Below are 17,990 nucleotides of genomic sequence, written 5' to 3' on the forward strand. Positions count from 1 at the left end.
TTGTAAAGTACGAGACAGCGTTTAAAGAGGCTGTAAAGCAGGCGATTTTACTGTATGGTATTTGTGGTATCAAAGAGGCTTAGCTTGCTTTTATCTTTTCACGTATGAGGTTAATCCTATACAAAGCGCTGTTGTTTTTAAGAATATGCAAAATAGCTGTTTGCAGATTTCCTGTTTTGCAGGAATTTTTTATCTTGCTGTAAAGTTTAATCTATATGGTAAATTTGTTTGTACCCCCAAGCTATATGTCCGTTTACGCAAAGTGCGTAGATGCGTCGATGCCAGCCTTTGAGCCGGAAGAATGGATTGAAGAAGGGAAGGTGTATCCGGTGAAGCACTTCACAGAGCCTCTGAACCAGGGCGAAGGGTTCGCTGTCACCATTATGGACGAAGACGGAATTGAAATTCACCCGTCATCCTCGCACTGGAGCTTTGCCTCCAACCGCTTTGAGCTGTACACCCTGCACCTGAACTAGACCAAAATCAGGAAAATTACGTTAAACTATAAAGGCTGCCTCGCGCAGCCTTTTTTCTTGTGATTGTTGGAGCGCGTGTAGAAGAGACAAAATGACTGCCGAAGAATTTAACCAGCTGCCGCCACACCTGCAGGCAGAGCTAGCCCTGGAACAGGGGCATTACCTGCACCATCGCATACAAGGATGGTGCAAAATAGACTTGTACTGGCTGTGTGACTTCTATGTAGAGATCTGGTTTCTCTACGATCTTAAGAGCATAGGCCTTGTCCGTGCCCTTACGAGTTATTCTCACCTAGAGCCCTATCTGGAAACCATCAAGCTGAAGCTGAAGCTGATAAATAAAGAGAAGTGAAGGGAACAGGGAGAGGTACTTTTCCGGCTTAGTCTGCTGTACTTGCCTTTAGGAGTGGGAATGAAATTTAATTTCGCTCCCCCGCTTGTGCAGCCTCTCCTTTAAAATTAATACTTTTGAGCATGAGCAGAAATCTACTACTAATAAGTACCTCGACTACGCATGGTACAGGTTACCTGGAGCATGCCGAAGAGGAGGTGAAGGCCCTTTTGGAAGGGAAGTCGAGCATCCTGTTTGTTCCCTATGCCCGTCCGGGTGGTATCTCGAACAAGGAGTATACAGCGAAGGCCCGGGAGGCCTTTGAGAAGTGGGGCATAGGTGTAACAGGCGTGCATGAGTACGACGACCCGGTGAAGGCAGTACAGGAGGCCGAGGCTGTTTTTATAGGAGGCGGGAACACATTCCTGCTCTTAAGGAACCTCTACGCAAATAACCTGGTGAAGCCCTTGCGGGAGCGTGCCCGGAAGGGAATGCCTTATATGGGCACGAGTGCCGGCACCAACGTGGCAGGCAAGACGATTGGCACGACGAACGACATGCCCATTGTACACGTGAAGACCTTTGAGGCGCTGGAACTGGTCCCTTTTAACATTAACCCACATTACCAGGATCCGATAGAGGGGTCTACCCATATGGGGGAAACCAGGGAAACGCGTATTGCCGAGTTCCACAACCACAACCGACAGCCGGTGGTGGGCCTGCGCGAAGGCAGCATGCTGCGCGTAAAAGGGGATAAGATCGCGCTGTTGGGGCCGCATTCAGCCCGTGTTTTCCTACAGACCGAAAAGCCCATGGAGTTTAAGCCGGGAGATGATATCAACTTCCTGCTGGATGCCTATTAACAAAGCGTGAGTTAAGGCGGTTTGCGCTTCCGCTTTGAAGGGGGTAGCTAAAGAAACGGGAGTAAGCGAATAAGGAAAGGTGGGGCCGCTGTGCTTCACCTTTCTTGTTGTATGTAGCCTGTAATGGCCCCACAGGCGCAAACCGTGAGGCCGGGGTTAAAAGGAAGCTTGCTTAAAAAGTGCTATCTTGAAAGATAAAAAAATAGAGCCGATCTATGAAAAGACACCATCTGACCTTAGCAATGCTACTTGCGCTTTCAGCGGCAGGTACCGTTGGCTGTACCCGTACGACGGAACAAGAGCAAACAACTGCGACAGTGGAGGCTGAGAACTTAAGCCAGCTGTTCGAGAACTACTTTGAGGAACGCTTAAAGCTATTCCCGCTGGAGGCGACAGCCATTGCCGACAAACGCTATAACGATCAGTTGCCAAATGATCTGACAGTGGAGCACGAGCAGCAGGTACGGGAGTTGTACCAGAAATACCTTACTCAAATAAACAACATCGACCGGGAGGCGCTGGGCACGCAGGAACAGATCAGTTACGATATTTTTAAGTATGAAATGCAGATGGCACTGAAGGGCCTGGACCAGCCATCAGAACTTCTGCCCCTGAACCAGTTTTGGAGCCTGCCCATTACCATGGCGCAGTTAGGTTCCGGTTCCGGCAATCAGCCTTTTAACACACCCGAGGACTACAGCGATTTTTTAGGGCGAATTAAGGGTTTTACAGTTTGGGGAGACACGGCCATCGCCAACATGCGCCGTGGCATGGCCGCAGGTATTATACTGCCGCGTACCCTCACGCAGAAGGTGTTGCCACAGTTGCAGGCTATGGTGGTGGACGACCCTAGCAAAACCATCTTTTGGGCTCCGGTAGAAAACCTGCCGGAGAGCTTCAGTGCCGCAGAAAAAGACAGCATACGCCAGGCCTATACCCAGGCCATCCGCGAAGAGGTGATCCCGACTTACAAAAGGCTGTACGACTTTATGCAGCAGGAGTACCTGCCTAAGAGCCGTAGCACAACAGGCATCAGTGGCATAGCCGGTGGAGAGGACTATTACCGTTACCTCGTGCGCTACTGGACCACTACCGACATGACGCCGGACGAGATCTTTGAGATCGGGGAGCAGGAAGTGACGCGTATCCGCAGCGAAATGGAGAAAGTAAAAGAGCAGGTAGGCTTTAAAGGCACGCTGAAAGAGTTTTTTCAGTATGTAAACGATAACCCGAAGTTCACGCCCTTTAAGACGCCGGAAGAAGTGCTGGCCGCCTACAAACAGATAGAGCAGCGTATGCAACCGCAACTGAACCAATTGTTTGGTATTACCCCGAAATCGGAGTTTGAAGTGCGCCAAACGGAAGCCTTCCGGGCAGCTTCGGCGAGTGCTGAGTATAACCCGCCGGCACCCGACGGCTCCCGCCCCGGTATTTTCTACGTCCCGATCCTGGACGCGAGCAAGTACAATGCGGTGGGCATGGAGTCGCTGTTTCTGCATGAGGCGATCCCGGGGCATCATTACCAGATCTCCCTGCAGCAGGAGCAGGAGGGGCTGCCGAAGTTCCGGCAATATGCCTGGTACGGGGCTTTTGGAGAGGGCTGGGCCCTTTACTCCGAGAGCCTTGGCAAAGAACTAGGGCTGTACACCGACCCTTACCAGTACTTCGGGCGCCTGAGTGATGAGATGCACCGGGCCATTCGCCTGGTAGTGGATGTGGGCATGCACGCCAAGGGCTGGACCCGCGAGCAGGCCATCCAGTATTCTTTGGATAATGAGCTGACAAGTGAGGAAGCGGCTACAGCTGAGATCGAAAGGTACATGGCCATCCCTGGGCAGGCGCTGTCGTACAAGATCGGCGAGTTGAAGATGAAGGCCTTACGGCAGAGGGCGGAGGAGGAGCTAGGTGATAAGTTCAGCATCAGCGCCTTCCACGACGAGATTCTGAAAGGGGGTGTTATGCCGCTGGCTGTGTTGGAGAAGAAGATCGAAGCGTGGATCGAGCGCCAGAAGGAAAGTTAGCAAGTGGCTAGCAGCCCTCTGGCATAAAGGAGGGCTAAGGCCTGTCGCTGCCAGCAAAAGAAAAAGGCGCCCACGGTATGTGAGGCGCCTTTTCTCATTCAACTTTAGCCAAACTTAGTTACTGCTTACAGCTTTGTTATCCAGTCTCTTTAGCAGCATTTTCGTGAATTCGCGTTCTCCCCGGTACAACTGGATTAGCTGCTTGTTGGAGATAATGCGCTGGTATTTTGTGGCGTACTCTTTTTCGAGCTCCAGCTCCCTCTCCTTCACCACAAACATATTGTCTATGCGTGCCTTCGCCTCCTGCTCACTGAGCGTGCTTAAATCACGTCGGTAACCTTCGCGGTAAGAGTGGATGAGGGCCCGGCGCTTGGACTCATACTCGTTGTAGAGTGGCCAGAACTTCTGGGCTTGCTCTGCGGTCAGTCCTAGCTTATCAGTCAGGAAAGCAACCTTTGCTGCCTCCACTTTCTCCCGGTGTTCCCTGTGGTGGTGCTCCTGTGCCATAGCTTCGGTGCCACTAAGGGTAAAAGCACAGAAAAGGAGGAATAGGATCGTATAACGCTTCATGGGTGAATTAATAGTCGATTTCATCGAGTCTGTAGTATTCTAGTTCTTCCGCTGCGGAGGCAGGGGATATGTTCATAAACTCTGCCGTTAGCTCTTGCCCTTGCAGCGAGCTCAGCTCCGCAAAGTCACTACTTTCTACTGTGGCATAGGTACTCAGGTACTCCACAATTTGGGCATCAGACACCGTGGTCAGGTTCGTTGCCTGCTCCTCCGGCTGAGCTGGCACGTGCAGAACATAAATTCCGGCAAACAGCAGCAACAGTGCCAAGGCGGGCAGCGCCAGGCGCAAGCGCTGCCAGAAGGAGGTTTGCCAGGTGACCTCCTCCCTTTCGACAGCGGCAGTTCGTGCCATCACACGCATGGGCAGGCGGTCGAAATAATCATCCGGCACCTGAAACACGTTGTGCTTGGGTATGTCGCTAAGCTTTAGGTCTTTTTTCATCTCTTGTGTTGCTATCTGTTAGATACATAACATGAGGTATAGTTTAATCCTGTTTTAGAAATTCTTCTATTTTTTTTACAGCCAGGTGATAAGAGGCTTTGAGGGCTCCGACAGAGGTACCCAGTATGGCGGACATCTCCTCATACTTCATCTCGTCAAAGTACTTCATGTTAAAGACCAGGCGCTGCTTGTCCGGTAAGCGTAAGATTGCCTTCTGCAGCTTTAGCTGCACTTCATCGCCGGCTATGTCCGGAGAAGCTTCTACTTTCTCCATCAGCTCGGCCGTTATATCGTTGATAGGCAGGAAGAACTTCCTTTTCTTGCTGGACAAAAATGAGAGACATTCATTGGTGGCAATACGGTAGATCCAGGTATAAAGCTGCGAGTCTTGCCGGAAGTTCTCCAGGTTCTTCCAGATCTTGATGAAGACTTCCTGGGTAAGGTCATCGGCATCGTCGTGGTCTATCACCATTTTGCGGATGTGCCAGTACACTTTTTGCTGGTACTTCCGGACAAGCTGGTTATAGGCCAGGTTACGGCTTTCGGGGTGGGCGAATTTCTCTAAAAGCTCTTTGTCTTCCACTGTTGCGGAAATAATTAACAGTAGTTTGGTCGTGCCTTTGGTTACAAAAAGAGGCTGTGCCTGTCGAACAGCACAGCCTCTCACTTTTATTTAAATGCTTTACGGCGGTGTGACTACTGCTTTTTTCTGCTGATAGCGCGCTCGGCAGCAGCCACGATGTCGTTTTCAGACAGGCCGTATTTCTCCATCAGCTGGTCTGGGGTGCCGCTTTCACCGAAGGTGTCGTTTACCGCCACATACTCTTGCGGGGCGAGGTGCTTTCTAACCAGCAGTTGCGCAATGCTGTCGCCCAGGCCGCCGAAGCGGTTATGCTCCTCAGCTGATACCACGCAGCCTGTCTTGGCCACGGATTTTAACACCGCCTCTTCGTCCAGCGGCTTAATGGTGTGAATGTTGATGATTTCAGCATTAATGCCTTTCTCAGCCAGGATATGCCCGGCCTGGATGGCCTTCCACACCAGGTGCCCTGTCGCGAAGATACTCACATCCGTCCCTTCGTTCAGCATCACGGCTTTGCCGATCTCGAACTTCTGATCGGCAGGAGTGAAGACAGGGATTACCGGACGGCCAAAGCGTAGGTAAACCGGCCCTTCATAATCGGCAATAGCAATCGTGGCCGCCTTTGTCTGGTTATAGTCACAAGGGTTGATGACCGTCATGTGTGGCAACATTTTCATCATGCCCAGGTCTTCCAGTATCTGGTGCGTGGCACCGTCTTCCCCCAGCGTTAGGCCTGCGTGCGAAGCGCATATTTTCACGTTCTTACCCGAGTAAGCGATAGACTGGCGGATCTGGTCATACACACGACCCGTGGAGAAGTTCGCGAAAGTGCCTGTGTAAGGGATCTTGCCCCCAATGGTCATGCCGGCGGCAAGGCCCATCATGTTGGCCTCTGCAATGCCTACCTGGAAGAAACGCTCCGGAAACTCCTTTTTGAAGGCATCCATTTTCATAGAGCCAGTAAGGTCGGCACAAAGGCCCACCACATTCGGATTGGTACGCCCAAGCTCCAGGAGTCCTGCTCCAAAGCCGGATCGTGTGTCTTTTTTCTCTGTGTACGGGAAATCTTTCATTTATCTATTGAAAATTTTTACGGTTGTAGTTGCGCCCGACCTGATGGTGAAATCTTGTACATCAGTGAATTTACTCGCCTGGGCGGTTTTCATGCGGTAAACTAATCTATAATCTCCTGGCTGTAAGGCCAGGGTTACACTACTGTTTTCCTCCGGAAGGTTACAGACCCATAGCTGTTTCTTGTTCTCGTCCAGGCTGTAAATACTGCCGTAGCCCTGTACCCGTGACGGGATAGACAACTGCCCCGGAGGAGGAATGGATACAGTATTTGTCTGCCCCTGCTTTATTTCTACATCGTTCAGGTAAATGCGGGGCAAGGTCAGCACCTCTAAGTCATACTTTCCGGCAAGGTACTTCTGCCTTTCGCCAAAGGCCTGCACGTGCAATGTTTGCGGGGAGCCTTCCTGCCTTACAATCGCTGCCAGCGTTCCATACGGAGAAGGACCATCCTGACGCAAGTGCAGCTCCCCCTGTGGCGATTTTACCTGTATCACGTTGTGCTTCCCTGGCTGGATCTGGAGGTCACGCTGCACAACAGGTGGTGTGGTGTTCACCACCAGGTCATAAGGCTGCAAGGCGTCCACATCCAGGATATCAGCTTTGCCCTGGCCGTTTTTATAGTGCACATAATTATAGGCCGGTTGCCCGGTCAGGGAATGGAGGAACGTCATGTTCACGTTGCTCTCCACTGCCTGTCCCCGCTCATCGAGTAGTTCCACGCTTACGGTGGTCTGGCTCAGGGCCTGCGTTATGATCTCCGAGAGGATATGCTCGAAGGTCTGCACGTCTGAGGCATTAAAATACTTCCCGATACAACTTAGCTGCTGCGTATAGTTAGGGTCAATGCCTATGCCTATGACGAAAGGCCGCAGGAAAATGCGTTTCTTTTGCAGCGCCAGGGAGGTAGCACAGGGGTCACCTCCGCAGGACTCCAATCCGTCAGTAATCAAAACAACCACGTTGCGGGCCTTATCATCCGGAAAATCGCCAGCCGACTGCTGCAGCGAATAGGTAATGGGCGTATTGCCCCGTGGCACGATCTGCTCCAGCTTTTTTTTGATAGCCGCCGTGTTCTCCGCTGCGAAAGGCACTTCCAGTTTAGTGTCTTCACAGTCGTTGCGCTCACGGCCAAACTGATGTCCATACACCCGCAGGGCCACGTCCAGGTTCTCGTAATGGTCCAGTGAGTCGACCAGTTCGGCCAGGAGCTTTTTGGCCACTGTCATGCGGTCGCTGTCTTCCCACTTGGCCAGCATGCTGCCGGAGGCATCCAGTAGAAACAGGATGCGCGTTTTAGCCTGTGGCTTGTTATCCTGGCAAAAAGCCTCTCCGCTCGCTGAAAAAATCAGCAACAGTGCGAGTGCGGCTAGCATGAAATTGCGCCAGTGTGCCATCTGAGCGTATAAGCCAATAGTAGAAGCTGGTGGGAGAGAAGGTCTCTTCCACCAGCTGTTTTATTAGTAATCGGCGGCCTCGTTAACGGCTAACTGCTGCAGTGCTATCTCCAGCTGCTCGTCGTTAGGGGCTACCCCGTGCCACTTGTGCGACCCCATCATAAAGTCTACACCATAGCCCATCTCCGTGTGCATGATGATCATGACAGGCTTTCCTTTACCTGTCGCGGCTTTGGCCTCTTCGAAGGCAGAGAGCAGCTTTTCGAAGTCATTGCCTTCTGCCTCCAGCACATGCCATCCAAAGGCCTCGTACTTCGCGCGCAGGTTGCCCAGGTCCATTACCTCGTCGGTAGAACCGTCGATTTGCTGGTGGTTGCGGTCTACGGTGGCAATGATGTTGTCCACTTTCTGGTGGCCTGCATACATGGCTGCTTCCCAGATCTGGCCTTCATCCTGCTCTCCGTCACCCATCAATACATACACCAGGTGATTGTCGTTGTTCAGCTTTTTGGCTTGAGCGGCTCCAAGGGCTACCGATAGGCCTTGCCCCAGTGAACCAGCAGCAACGCGAATGCCCGGCAAGCCTTCTTCTGTGGCAGGATGGCCCTGTAACCTGGAGTTAAGCTTGCGGAACGTAGCCAGTTCCTTCACATCAAAGAACCCGGCACGGGCAAGGGTGCTATAAAATACCGGGGAGATATGGCCGTTCGACAAGAAGAAAAGGTCTTCGTTTTTACCTTCCATTGTAAACTCAGGGCTGTATTCCATTACCTTAAAGTACAGCGCCACGAAATAGTCCGTGCAGCCAAGGGAACCTCCTGGGTGGCCAGAGTTAACGGCGTGTACCATGCGAACAATATCGCGGCGCACTTGCGCTGCCGTCTGCTTCAGCTCTTCAATGCTTTTGTTGTGTGGATTCACGTTAATTGATTTTATGACTTACAAATGATAATATACAAGGGAAACTTAACCAGCGTTCGCGGCCTTTCTGCCGTTGATAAGGCTGGCTCTCATGAAAGTCTGCAGGCACGTCTTTGTCTTTTACGGACAAGTTTCCTGAAACAGTAGTACTTAAAAACACGAAAGCGCAGCTATCCCCTCAGACAGCTGCGCTTTCAATTTACTATTTTATTTTAAAATTTGGGCAGTGTGTTCCTTTGTTTTCACTTTTGTGATGATGTCTTGGATAATGCCGTTTTCATCGATCACGAAGGTATAGCGCATGGTGCCCATGTATTTGCGGCCGTACATCGATTTCTCCTGCCACACCCCGTACTGCTCCACAATCTGCTTTTCTGTATCGGCCAGCAGCGTGAAAGGCAGTTCGTGCTTGCTGATAAAGTTCTGGTGAGACTTTTCGCTGTCGGTGCTTACACCAATAACCTCATAGCCTTCCTGCTGCAGGTGGCTGTAGTTATCGCGGAGGTTGCAGGCCTGGGCCGTGCAGCCGGAGGTGTTGTCTTTTGGATAAAAGTACAGGATAACCTTTTTGCCGCGGTAGTCGCTCAGTTTTACCAGGTTGCCGTTCTGGTCCTTGCCTTCAAATTCCGGAGCCTTGTCTCCAATGTTAAGTTCCATGCTGTGTTTAGATTGTTGTCGTATAAGTGGCTTCGTTGCCAGCGTTGTCCTTCACCTTCAAAACTACCTCACCAGACAAAGGTATATTTTTATCCAGCTTTTCTGACCAGATGGTAGCGGTTTTGTGCTCGTACCTCATCAGCAGCCACTCCCCGTTTACATAGGCATTAAAGGAGTTAAGGCCGGAGAGGTCGTCGGAAATCTTGAAAACGATCTTGTCGCGGTTCTTGCTCACCAGGCGGATATAGGGCTTCCTCGTATCTTCCAGCACCTTAAACTTACCCATATCACGGGTGGTAAAGGTAAGCGTATTCCCTTTCCAGTTGCCACCCAGGTAGCGGCGGCCGTTGCCGGTGCCTAAGAAATAGACACTGGCTTTAGAAAGGTCCAGTCCGCTTGTGTCTGGCCTGATCGTCACCGTCATGGCCTTGTGCAGCGGCGTAAAATAATCACCGATGGTGTAGACCCCGTTCTCCAACTTTGTCTGCAGGTACAGCGTGTCGTAGAGAGACTGCTTATCGAAGACTGCTTTCAGGTAGCGGTTTGAGTAGGCATAGTCCGTGGCCGGTGGCACTGCGTGCTGCAGGTTAAAGTTTTCTTTCACGCCACAAAAATGGACTGAGTCCGGAAGGCCTGCTCTTAAATCATAAAGGCTCACAGAAGTGGAGTTCTTTACATAGCTCGGCACCAGCAAAAGCCTTTTCCCGTCTACATACAGCTCAATGTTCTGCGGGGTTGGGTTGGTGTCATCCGCTTTTATCTTCAGTACATTGCCCATTATCTCATAACCCAGTGCCGGTTTTTTTACGGCGCTAGACGTGGTGTGGGTAAAGGAAGGCTGCTGTCCCTTCACGATAAAGCTAAGCGTAGAGGTGTTGTCGTAAGAGTCCCGTGCCACTAGTTTTACCTGGTAGGTGGAGTCTGGGTGCACGTTCATTTTACCTTGGTGGCCGTTGGTAGTGTTGTACAGGGGCAGGTCGTTTCCGTCATCCACGTAGGCCTTTTGGAAAGTACGTCCCTGCCGCTTGTAGGTCTCGTAGTTTATATGCTGCGAGACCTGGCGCGACAGTTCAAATGGCACCTTATCAATGTAGTGGTTGTAAATAGGCTTGTCGTTCACAAACAGGGTTACCTCCTGCGTCCCGTTCTTGTTGGCAGCCCCATCCAACCGGTCGATGGTCTGCAGCTCCAGGCCTATCATGCCATTGGCAAACACGGTATCCGCAATTACATAGTCTTTGCCTTTCTGTATGGTGCGGTACTCGGCCCGGTCAAACCCGTTGTTTACCCGGGCATAAATGTTTAAGGGGGTAAGCCCCAGGCTATAGATATCAGGGGGGGTGGTATCAATTACCTCCGCAAACTGTTGCTTCAGCGGGTTATAGAGCCGGTCCTGCTCATCGCGTATCTCGAAGTGCAGGTGGGGGCCCCCTGAGCCACCTGTGTTGCCCGACAGGCCGATCACCTCACCCTTCTTGACCGGGAACTGCCCCGGCTCCGGGAAAAGCTCCAGCTCAAAGGTCTTCTTGTCATACTGGTTTTTCAGCATGTACTCGGCCAGGGGATCCGCATAAGCAGAAAGGTGGGCATAGGTGGTGACCAAGCCGTTCGGGTGCGTCACATAAATGATGTTCCCGTAGCCGTAGGTGGACTGTTTGATGCGGGAAACGTACCCATCTGCCGCCGCGTGTACAGGCAGGCCAATGCGCTGCTCCGTTTTGATGTCCAGCCCGCCATGGAAGTGGTTGGAGCGGATCTCACCCATGGTGCCGGAGAGGTAATTACGCTCTCCCGGTTTAATGGGGAATAAAAAGTAACCTGGCTGCTGGGTGGTTTGTGCCATGGCCCCGCAGCTGGTGAACATGGCTAGTAAAGCAGCCGAAAGCCGCTTCTTATTTAACTTCGAAATCAAGTAATTTTTTATCTTCAACATACCCTTCTAATCTGTCTCCTATTTTAACCGGACCTACGCCCGCTGGTGTTCCCGTGAAAATGATGTCTCCCGTTTTAAGCGTAATGAAGCGGGAGATGTAGGCAATGATGGCATCAAACGGGTGCAGCATCATTTTAGAGTTGCCCTGCTGCTTTGTTTCACCATTCACATCCAGCCTGAAATTGATGTCCTGCAGGTCGGGGAACTGGTTAAGCGGCAGGAACTCCGAAACAGGTGCGGAGCCGTTAAAGCCCTTGGCCAGTGTCCAGGGGAGCCCCTTGGCTTTTGCCTTCGCCTGCAGGTCGCGGGCTGTAAAGTCGATGCCTAGCCCTATGCCGTCGTAGTACTTCTGAGCAAATTTCGTGTCAATGTTCTTACCCTCCCGGCAAACGCGCAGAATCAGTTCTGCCTCGTGGTGTACGTCATTTGTATATTCCGGGTAATAGAACGGCTCGTTGTGTCGCAGGATGGCAGTGTCTGGCTTAAAGAAAATGACAGGTTCGTCGGGTACTTCGTTTTTCAATTCAGCTATGTGTTCCACATAGTTTCTGCCAATGGCTAATATCTTCATGTAGGGTGGGTTAGATGTTCAGTTTTTCAAAAATAGGGTTTCTAACGTTGCGCTGCAGCAAAAAGTGGTGAATTTCTGAAGCTTTCTAGAGTAGCCGTCAGTGCTTGAAAAGCAACGTTGGAAACAGATTGTTGCCGTTTGGCAGTGCAATTGCGGGAGGGGGAGGCGCTATAACTTTTTGCAGAGTGGCTGACGTATACTTCTGGGGGTACTTGTACGGTGGTTAGTGGTTGAGACTGAACTTAGAACATTTTTTTTGTCTGCCGGCTGCTAGTATAGTGCCCATTTAATTTTGGTGGCATTCATTCGGTTTTCTTAAAATTGGTTCAAAATTTGAACAAATAATTTTATAAACCGATTAAATTTTATAATTATGTATAGAAGGAGTATAGCTTTTGTTGTAGCCTGCTTGATGATGGTAGCTTGTACCACAGTGCCCATCACAGGGCGCCGGCAGCTGAACCTGGTGTCGGATGCGCAGATGCAGGCACTGAGTTACGATGCCTACGACCAATTTCTGAAGGAAAACAAGCTGTCGCGCGATGCGCAGGCTACGGCCATGGTGAAGCGGGTAGGGAAGCGGATACAGAATGCCGTGGAGCGCTACATGGCCGCCAATGGGCTGCAGGATGAACTGGCCGGCTTTGACTGGGAGTTTAACCTGGTGGAAGACGATCAGGTGAACGCGTTTGCGATGGCTGGGGGTAAAACAGTAGCCTACACGGGTATTCTGCCAGTGGCGCAAAACGAGACAGGCCTGGCTGTAGTGATGGGACACGAAATCGCGCACGCCATTGCCAAGCACGGGAACGAGCGCATGAGCCAGCAGTTGGCACAGCAGTTCGGAGGACAAACGCTTTCGGCCCTTGCCGGGGCACAGCCGTCTGTTGCACAAAACCTGATCATGTCCGTATACGGTGTCGGTTCACAGCTGGGCTTGCTGAAGTACGGGCGCACACAGGAAACAGAAGCCGACCGACTGGGGCTGATCTTCATGGCCATGGCAGGGTATAACCCGGAGGCAGCCGTTGACTTCTGGCAGCGCATGGAGCAGCAAAGCGGCGGACAGGCACCCCCGGAGTTTCTGTCGACGCACCCAAGCGCCGGCACTAGGCAAAGCGACTTACGAAAGTTCTTGCCAGAGGCAATGAAATATTATAAAGCAAACTAAAGCCACGATATGCAATCCGATAATCTCGTTCACCCTTCCGGCCTAAGCCTACGGCCCTTCTCTTTCTTGTTGTCCTCCTTGCTTGTGCTACTGCTCTTGTCCGGCTGTGCCCGGCGTGAGGCGTTTAATGAAGACAGCCAGGAAATGATGGTAGAAGATGGGGCAGAAGGGGAACCAGAGATTATGACCTACGACGGCAAGTTGCTGGCACAGGTGGTAGAAGATAGCGTCATTTACATTGTGTCGACACAGGAGCTCATACAGCCCTTTATCAGGGAGTTTGGGGATGGAACAGTGGTGGACAAGGTGATGATCAGCAAAGTGCAGGAGACAGAGGAAGACACAGCTGCTTACTACCTGGTGGGCCTGGGGATTCGAAACGGCGCTTTTCGCTCGATGGCAATGGAGTTGGACGTGGCGGCCCGTAACGCCCTTTACCTGTCAAGTAAGGCCGCGAAGCATATGTGTTTGGCCGATATCGGCTGCAGCTTTTGCTATTTTACTTTCATCGGTAACAAGATTACGGGCTGTGAATGTGGCACACGGTCGCCTGGCACGAACTGCGTGCACAAGGTGGCAGACAGCAACACGCTACTAAAGGGAACACGGATAGGGGAGAACCATCGGCAGAATAGTAAGAGGAGATAAGAGGAACCTATGCTGCCAAACGGGGAGGCCTGACACAACCTATTTTTGCCAGCCCTCCCCGTTTCTATTGTATGCTTAGTTTCTTAGCTCGTGTGAAAACGCAGGCTAAGAAAGCTGTACGCTACGTAACCTTATCCGCGTCAGGATCTTTTTGGTGTAAAGCGGAAAGTCCCCCTTCATCATCCAATCATAGTAGCTCGGTTCTTTTTGCAGTACCTCTTCTACAGGTACATTCTTGTACTTGCCGAAGTTAAACACCTCCTGCCCCGCATTGTTGTACACAATTCTCCCGGACAGGTCTGCCGTCTTCTGCACAGTGAACTTGTGCAGTTGCTCCATGTTGTTCTGAATAGGGTATTCCTCCACCCCCTCCGTCACCTCCACCGGTGTGTCCTGGTAACGGTCCAGTTGGGCCATCAGTATGTGGTACGTGGCGATGGTGTCGGCTTCTGCGCTGTGGGCGTTATCCAGCTTTTTGTTGCAGTAGTACTTGTAGGCGGCCGAGAGGGTTCTTTGCTCCATTTGATGGAAAATGCGGCAGGCATCCACCACGTGCCGGTTCTCGATGTCGAAATCGATCTCGCAGCGCAGGAACTCCTCGGCCAGCAGCGGAATGTCGAAACGCAGCAGGTTATAGCCGCCCAAGTCGCAGCCCCTCAGGAACTGGTCCAGGTCCCGGGCTATCTGCTTAAAGGTCGGGCAGTCCTTCACATCCTCGTCGTAGATCTTGTGGATCAGGCTCGACTCCAGCGGAATCGGGATGGTGGGGTTGATGCGGCGTGTCTTCAGGATCTCCTCTCCGTCGGGCATTACCTTCAGCACACTGATTTCCACGATGCGGTCTTTGCAAATGTCGGTTCCGGTTGTCTCCAGGTCAAAGAATACGATGGGGCGCTTTAAGTTTAACTTCATGTTCTTTGGGATAGGTTTAAAGAACCGCCTTTGTCAGCGTCTCCAGGTTCATGTTATTATAAGTGCCTGAGCTCATCAGCAGCAGATTCGCGTTTTGCCAGTTGTGGTGAACGAGGTGCTCCTGCAGTTCTGCTGAGTCGGTATACACTTTCAGGTCCGGGTTTTGGAAAGCTTGCTTTAACTCGTTTTCGGTAAGCATCTCCATGCGCTTGTGCTCCACCGTTTTCGGGTTGAAGTACACGATGGCCTCATCCGCTTTATGTAAGGCACCGGCGTACTGTGGCAGAAATTTTTTATTCAGGCTGCTAAAGGTGTGGAGTTCCAGCACAGCCACCAGCTTGCGCTGTGGGTACTGCCGCTTCACGGCCTCAGTCGTCGCTTTTACTTTAGAAGGGGCATGGGCAAAGTCACGGAAGATGGTGGCCTGCGCACTCTCTCCGATCTGCTCTAACCGCCTGGCGGCCCCCTTAAAGCTTTTGAGGGCTTCGTAGAAGTCGTGTGCCTTTACGCCTATCTTTTTGCACACCTCTTTGGCCGCGCTGATGTTGCTGAGGTTGTGCTCCCCAAAAAGCGGTATCTCCACGTCGCCCTCTTTCTTGGTGTGCAGGATAGTTTTGCCGTTGCGGATACTATGCTCATGCACGCCGTACCCGATGTAAGAAATATCCGCCGGGTTGCGGGGCACGCTTACCAGCAATACCTGCTCATCGTTCTGATTATAGATCAGCGAGCCGGCCTTCGGCGTCATCTCCGCAAAGATGCGGAACTGCTCCCGGTAGGTGTCCGGGTCCGGGAACACGTTGATGTGATCCCAGCTGATGCCGCTGATAACCCCAATATGGTGGTGGTACAGGTGGAACTTCGGAACGCGCTTCACCGGGTCAGAGAGGTACTCATCCCCTTCAATGATGATGACAGGGGCATCATCCGAAAGCTTTACCATGCGGTCGAAGCCTTCCAGTTGTGCTCCCACAGCGTAATCGAACTTACGGTTAGTGTGCCGCAGCACGTGCATGATAATAGAGGTAATAGAGGTTTTGCCATGGCTGCCCCCAATCACGACACGCTGCTTGTCCCTGCTTTGTTCGTAAATGAACTCCGGGAAGGAGTAAACAGGAAGGTTGAGTTCCTGGGCTCGCAAGAGCTCCGGGTTATCAGGACGGGCATGCATCCCCAGTATCACGGCGTCTATGCTCGTGTCCAACTTCTCCGGGAACCAGCCTTCCTGTGCTGGCAGGAGGCCGGCAGCGGCCAGTCTGCCTTTGGCAGGTTCATAAATCTCATCGTCCGACCCGGTCACCTTCAGGCCCTTATCGTGCAGGGCCAGTGCCAGGTTGTGCATCACGCTTCCCCCGATTGCGATCAGGTGAATACGCTTAAAATCCTTCTTCTCCATAAGCCAGGCAATATGTTCTCAAGCGAGCAAAGTTAGAATTCCTCTACTAAATAAAAATAGCTATACCCTAATATGTGGATACATTGTGGATATCTTGTGGATTATTAACACCACCTTGTTAATTGCTTCTGATACGGTTGCTGTTAAATTTGTGTGTATGGAGGAAATGAAAATGAACGTGCGGCAAACCGGTAACCGCAACGGGTGGAACAAAAAGGCCCCTGTTGGGATGGAGCTTGGCAAAAAGCCGCCGCAGGCACTGGATTTGGAGGAGGCCGTGCTAGGCGCTCTGATGCTGGAGAAGGATGCCCTGACATCTGTGATTGACATTCTGCGCCCGCAGAGTTTTTACAAGGAGGCGCACCAGCGTATTTTTAAAGCGATTATCTCCCTGTTCGATAAGTCGGAACCGATCGACATTCTAACTGTAACGCACGAACTGCGGGAGCAGGGTGAACTGGAATTGGCAGGAGGGGCTTATTATGTGACGCAGCTGACAACCCGCGTTAACTCCGCTGCCAACATCGAGTACCACGCCCGTATCATCACGGAGAACTCCATTAAGCGTGATCTCATCTCTATTTCCTCAGAAGTTCTCGCTAATGCTTTTGAAGACACCACAGACGTATTCGAGCTGCTGGATAAGACGGAGGCCAAGCTGTACGAGGTATCAGAGTCCAACATCCGCAAGAACTTTGACGACATGCGCTCGCTCATGCACCAGGCGATTAAAGAACTGGAGGAGAAGCGCAAGCAGTCGGACGGTTTAACAGGTGTGCCGAGCGGCCTGGCAGCGCTGGACCGGGTAACTTCCGGCTGGCAAAAGTCTGACCTGGTGATTCTGGCAGCCCGTCCGGCGATGGGTAAAACGGCCTTCGTACTATCCTGTATGCGGAACGCTGCGGTGGATTTCAGGAAAGGGGTAGCGATTTTCTCCCTGGAGATGTCCTCGCTGCAGCTGGTTAACCGTCTGATCTCCTCCGAAGCAGAGCTGGAGTCGGAGAAGATCAAGAAAGGCAACCTAGAGGACTATGAGTGGGCACAGCTCAACCATAAGATTTCAAAACTGACGGAGGCCCCGATCTTTATCGACGACACGCCGGGTCTTTCTATCCGTGAGCTGCGCACCAAGTGCCGCCGCCTGAAAGCCCAGTTCGACATCCAGATGATCATCATCGACTACCTGCAGCTGATGAGCGGCAACTCGGACGGCAAGGGTGGCGGTAACCGCGAACAGGAGATTGCCTCTATTTCCCGTGCCCTGAAAATGCTGGCCAAGGAGCTGAACGTGCCGGTAATTGCCCTGTCGCAGCTGAGCCGTGCGGTGGAGACGCGTGGGGGCGATAAGCGTCCGCAGCTGTCTGACCTTCGTGAATCCGGTTCCATCGAGCAGGATGCTGACATGGTACTCTTCCTGTACCGACCGGAGTACTACGGTATCACCGAGGATGAGATGGGCAACCCCACAGCTGGCGTAGGAGAGGTGATCATTGCCAAACACCGTAACGGATCGTTGGAGAACGTGCAGTTGAAATTTATCGGTAAGTATACTAAGTTTACAAATCTGGACAACGACTTTGGGGGTGACCCGATGGGCGGTTTCAATGCTTTGCCGAACAGCACCTTCGATACCGAAACGCCAGGCGCGATACGATTGGGTAGCCGCATGAACGACGGTGGCAGCGGGGGAGGGTTCCCTACCTCTAATTTCGATGAGGAACCACCGTTTTAGCGAAACACAGTTAACAGCCATAAAGAAAAGCCAAAGGAGGATTAGCCGCTGCGCCACAAGCCAGTGGCTTTTCTTATTTTAAAGATAGCCGCGAAAAAAGATGCTATTTTACTCTCCTGTTTTACAATACCCCCCCTACCCCTCCTTGGACCTAATCTTGTAGGGAAAAGTTTGTATTATTTTGTTGCGTTTCAAAGAGTCTCCATCCTTCTACCATATTTTGTAGTTTAACCAGTGCTTCTCCCAAGAGCTTTGCTCCCGGCAGTGGCTGTTTCTTTGTTTTCTGGAAGCCTGC

18 protein-coding genes are annotated in these 17,990 nt (G+C 51.8%); 7 read left to right on the forward strand and 11 right to left on the reverse strand.

Annotated elements, in window-relative coordinates:
* Positions 1–245: 245 nt before the first annotated feature.
* From CHB92_RS18870 to CHB92_RS18885, 4 genes are all read left to right on the forward strand, one after another.
* Positions 246–476, forward strand: a complete 231-nt coding sequence (locus CHB92_RS18870) for a hypothetical protein (protein WP_245842713.1) — start codon at positions 246–248, stop codon at positions 474–476.
* Positions 477–567: 91 nt separating this feature from the next.
* Entirely contained in the window at positions 568–828 is a 261-nt protein-coding gene (locus tag CHB92_RS18875; RefSeq protein ID WP_089320797.1) for a hypothetical protein, read from the forward strand.
* Between the two features lie 122 nt (positions 829–950).
* Complete coding sequence (pepE, locus tag CHB92_RS18880) at positions 951–1,670, forward strand: dipeptidase PepE (RefSeq protein ID WP_089320798.1); 720 nt, start codon at positions 951–953, stop codon at positions 1,668–1,670.
* Between the two features lie 215 nt (positions 1,671–1,885).
* Entirely contained in the window at positions 1,886–3,691 is a 1,806-nt protein-coding gene (locus CHB92_RS18885; RefSeq protein WP_089320799.1) for a DUF885 domain-containing protein, read from the forward strand.
* Between the two features lie 114 nt (positions 3,692–3,805).
* On the opposite strand, the gene CHB92_RS18890 is transcribed toward CHB92_RS18885, so the two are convergent.
* From CHB92_RS18890 to CHB92_RS18930, 9 genes are all read right to left on the reverse strand, one after another.
* Positions 3,806–4,261 (reverse strand): Spy/CpxP family protein refolding chaperone, encoded by a 456-nt coding sequence (locus CHB92_RS18890; RefSeq protein ID WP_179223109.1) that lies wholly within the window; start codon positions 4,259–4,261, stop codon positions 3,806–3,808.
* 7 nt (positions 4,262–4,268) lie between these two features.
* Positions 4,269–4,703 carry a hypothetical protein gene (locus CHB92_RS18895; protein ID WP_089320800.1) on the reverse strand — a complete coding sequence of 145 codons (435 nt, stop codon included), beginning with the start codon at positions 4,701–4,703 and terminating at the stop codon, positions 4,269–4,271.
* A 43-nt stretch (positions 4,704–4,746) separates the two neighbouring features.
* A complete protein-coding gene (locus CHB92_RS18900) occupies positions 4,747–5,286 on the reverse strand; it encodes an RNA polymerase sigma factor (protein WP_089320817.1) in 540 nt (179 codons plus the stop codon).
* 113 nt (positions 5,287–5,399) lie between these two features.
* Positions 5,400–6,359 (reverse strand): transketolase family protein, encoded by a 960-nt coding sequence (locus tag CHB92_RS18905; RefSeq protein ID WP_089320801.1) that lies wholly within the window; start codon positions 6,357–6,359, stop codon positions 5,400–5,402.
* Positions 6,360–7,754 carry a vWA domain-containing protein gene (locus CHB92_RS18910; RefSeq protein ID WP_089320802.1) on the reverse strand — a complete coding sequence of 465 codons (1,395 nt, stop codon included), beginning with the start codon at positions 7,752–7,754 and terminating at the stop codon, positions 6,360–6,362.
* A 63-nt stretch (positions 7,755–7,817) separates the two neighbouring features.
* Positions 7,818–8,675 (reverse strand): transketolase, encoded by an 858-nt coding sequence (locus tag CHB92_RS18915; protein ID WP_089320803.1) that lies wholly within the window; start codon positions 8,673–8,675, stop codon positions 7,818–7,820.
* Between the two features lie 207 nt (positions 8,676–8,882).
* A complete protein-coding gene (bcp, locus tag CHB92_RS18920) occupies positions 8,883–9,332 on the reverse strand; it encodes a thioredoxin-dependent thiol peroxidase (RefSeq protein ID WP_089320804.1) in 450 nt (149 codons plus the stop codon).
* A gap of 7 nt (positions 9,333–9,339) precedes the next feature.
* Positions 9,340–11,265 (reverse strand): M23 family metallopeptidase, encoded by a 1,926-nt coding sequence (locus tag CHB92_RS18925; RefSeq protein WP_089320805.1) that lies wholly within the window; start codon positions 11,263–11,265, stop codon positions 9,340–9,342.
* Positions 11,225–11,836, reverse strand: coding sequence for a fumarylacetoacetate hydrolase family protein (locus tag CHB92_RS18930; RefSeq protein ID WP_089320806.1), 612 nt, complete (start codon positions 11,834–11,836; stop codon positions 11,225–11,227). The genes CHB92_RS18925 and CHB92_RS18930 overlap by 41 nt, the downstream gene beginning before the upstream one ends.
* Positions 11,837–12,248: 412 nt before the next feature.
* Here CHB92_RS18930 and CHB92_RS18935 point away from each other — a divergent pair, with 412 nt between their 5' ends.
* The gene (locus CHB92_RS18935) at positions 12,249–13,007 is read left to right on the forward strand and encodes a M48 family metallopeptidase (RefSeq protein WP_449421180.1); all 759 of its coding nucleotides are present in this window, start codon (positions 12,249–12,251) and stop codon (positions 13,005–13,007) included.
* A gap of 9 nt (positions 13,008–13,016) precedes the next feature.
* Positions 13,017–13,655: a hypothetical protein gene (locus CHB92_RS18940; protein ID WP_089320808.1), complete on the forward strand. Its 639-nt coding sequence runs from the start codon at positions 13,017–13,019 to the stop codon at positions 13,653–13,655.
* A gap of 105 nt (positions 13,656–13,760) precedes the next feature.
* On the opposite strand, the gene CHB92_RS18945 is transcribed toward CHB92_RS18940, so the two are convergent.
* Positions 13,761–14,567 carry a 3'-5' exonuclease gene (locus CHB92_RS18945; RefSeq protein ID WP_089320809.1) on the reverse strand — a complete coding sequence of 269 codons (807 nt, stop codon included), beginning with the start codon at positions 14,565–14,567 and terminating at the stop codon, positions 13,761–13,763.
* A 16-nt stretch (positions 14,568–14,583) separates the two neighbouring features.
* Positions 14,584–15,963: a UDP-N-acetylmuramate--L-alanine ligase gene (locus tag CHB92_RS18950; RefSeq protein ID WP_089320810.1), complete on the reverse strand. Its 1,380-nt coding sequence runs from the start codon at positions 15,961–15,963 to the stop codon at positions 14,584–14,586.
* A gap of 157 nt (positions 15,964–16,120) precedes the next feature.
* Between CHB92_RS18950 and dnaB the strand changes: the two genes are divergently transcribed.
* On the forward strand, positions 16,121–17,695 hold the full coding sequence (dnaB, locus tag CHB92_RS18955) for a replicative DNA helicase (RefSeq protein WP_089320818.1): 1,575 nt from the start codon (positions 16,121–16,123) through the stop codon (positions 17,693–17,695).
* The last annotated feature ends 295 nt before the right edge of the window (positions 17,696–17,990 follow it).

Origin of the sequence: Pontibacter ummariensis (assembly GCF_900188175.1) — a bacterium.
Classification (GTDB): Bacteria; Bacteroidota; Bacteroidia; order Cytophagales; family Hymenobacteraceae; genus Pontibacter; species Pontibacter ummariensis.

Coding starts and splice junctions, on each gene's coding strand:
- CHB92_RS18870 (WP_245842713.1), top strand. CDS start 246: ATGTCCGTTTACGCAAAGTGCGTAGATGCGTCGATGCCAGCCTTTGAG.
- CHB92_RS18875 (WP_089320797.1), top strand. CDS start 568: ATGACTGCCGAAGAATTTAACCAGCTGCCGCCACACCTGCAGGCAGAG.
- pepE (WP_089320798.1), top strand. CDS start 951: ATGAGCAGAAATCTACTACTAATAAGTACCTCGACTACGCATGGTACA.
- CHB92_RS18885 (WP_089320799.1), top strand. CDS start 1,886: ATGAAAAGACACCATCTGACCTTAGCAATGCTACTTGCGCTTTCAGCG.
- CHB92_RS18890 (WP_179223109.1), bottom strand. CDS start 4,261: ATGAAGCGTTATACGATCCTATTCCTCCTTTTCTGTGCTTTTACCCTT.
- CHB92_RS18895 (WP_089320800.1), bottom strand. CDS start 4,703: ATGAAAAAAGACCTAAAGCTTAGCGACATACCCAAGCACAACGTGTTT.
- CHB92_RS18905 (WP_089320801.1), bottom strand. CDS start 6,359: ATGAAAGATTTCCCGTACACAGAGAAAAAAGACACACGATCCGGCTTT.
- CHB92_RS18910 (WP_089320802.1), bottom strand. CDS start 7,754: ATGGCACACTGGCGCAATTTCATGCTAGCCGCACTCGCACTGTTGCTG.
- bcp (WP_089320804.1), bottom strand. CDS start 9,332: ATGGAACTTAACATTGGAGACAAGGCTCCGGAATTTGAAGGCAAGGAC.
- CHB92_RS18925 (WP_089320805.1), bottom strand. CDS start 11,265: ATGTTGAAGATAAAAAATTACTTGATTTCGAAGTTAAATAAGAAGCGG.
- CHB92_RS18930 (WP_089320806.1), bottom strand. CDS start 11,836: ATGAAGATATTAGCCATTGGCAGAAACTATGTGGAACACATAGCTGAA.
- CHB92_RS18935 (WP_449421180.1), top strand. CDS start 12,249: ATGATGGTAGCTTGTACCACAGTGCCCATCACAGGGCGCCGGCAGCTG.
- CHB92_RS18940 (WP_089320808.1), top strand. CDS start 13,017: ATGCAATCCGATAATCTCGTTCACCCTTCCGGCCTAAGCCTACGGCCC.
- CHB92_RS18945 (WP_089320809.1), bottom strand. CDS start 14,567: ATGAAGTTAAACTTAAAGCGCCCCATCGTATTCTTTGACCTGGAGACA.
- CHB92_RS18950 (WP_089320810.1), bottom strand. CDS start 15,963: ATGGAGAAGAAGGATTTTAAGCGTATTCACCTGATCGCAATCGGGGGA.
- dnaB (WP_089320818.1), top strand. CDS start 16,121: ATGGAGGAAATGAAAATGAACGTGCGGCAAACCGGTAACCGCAACGGG.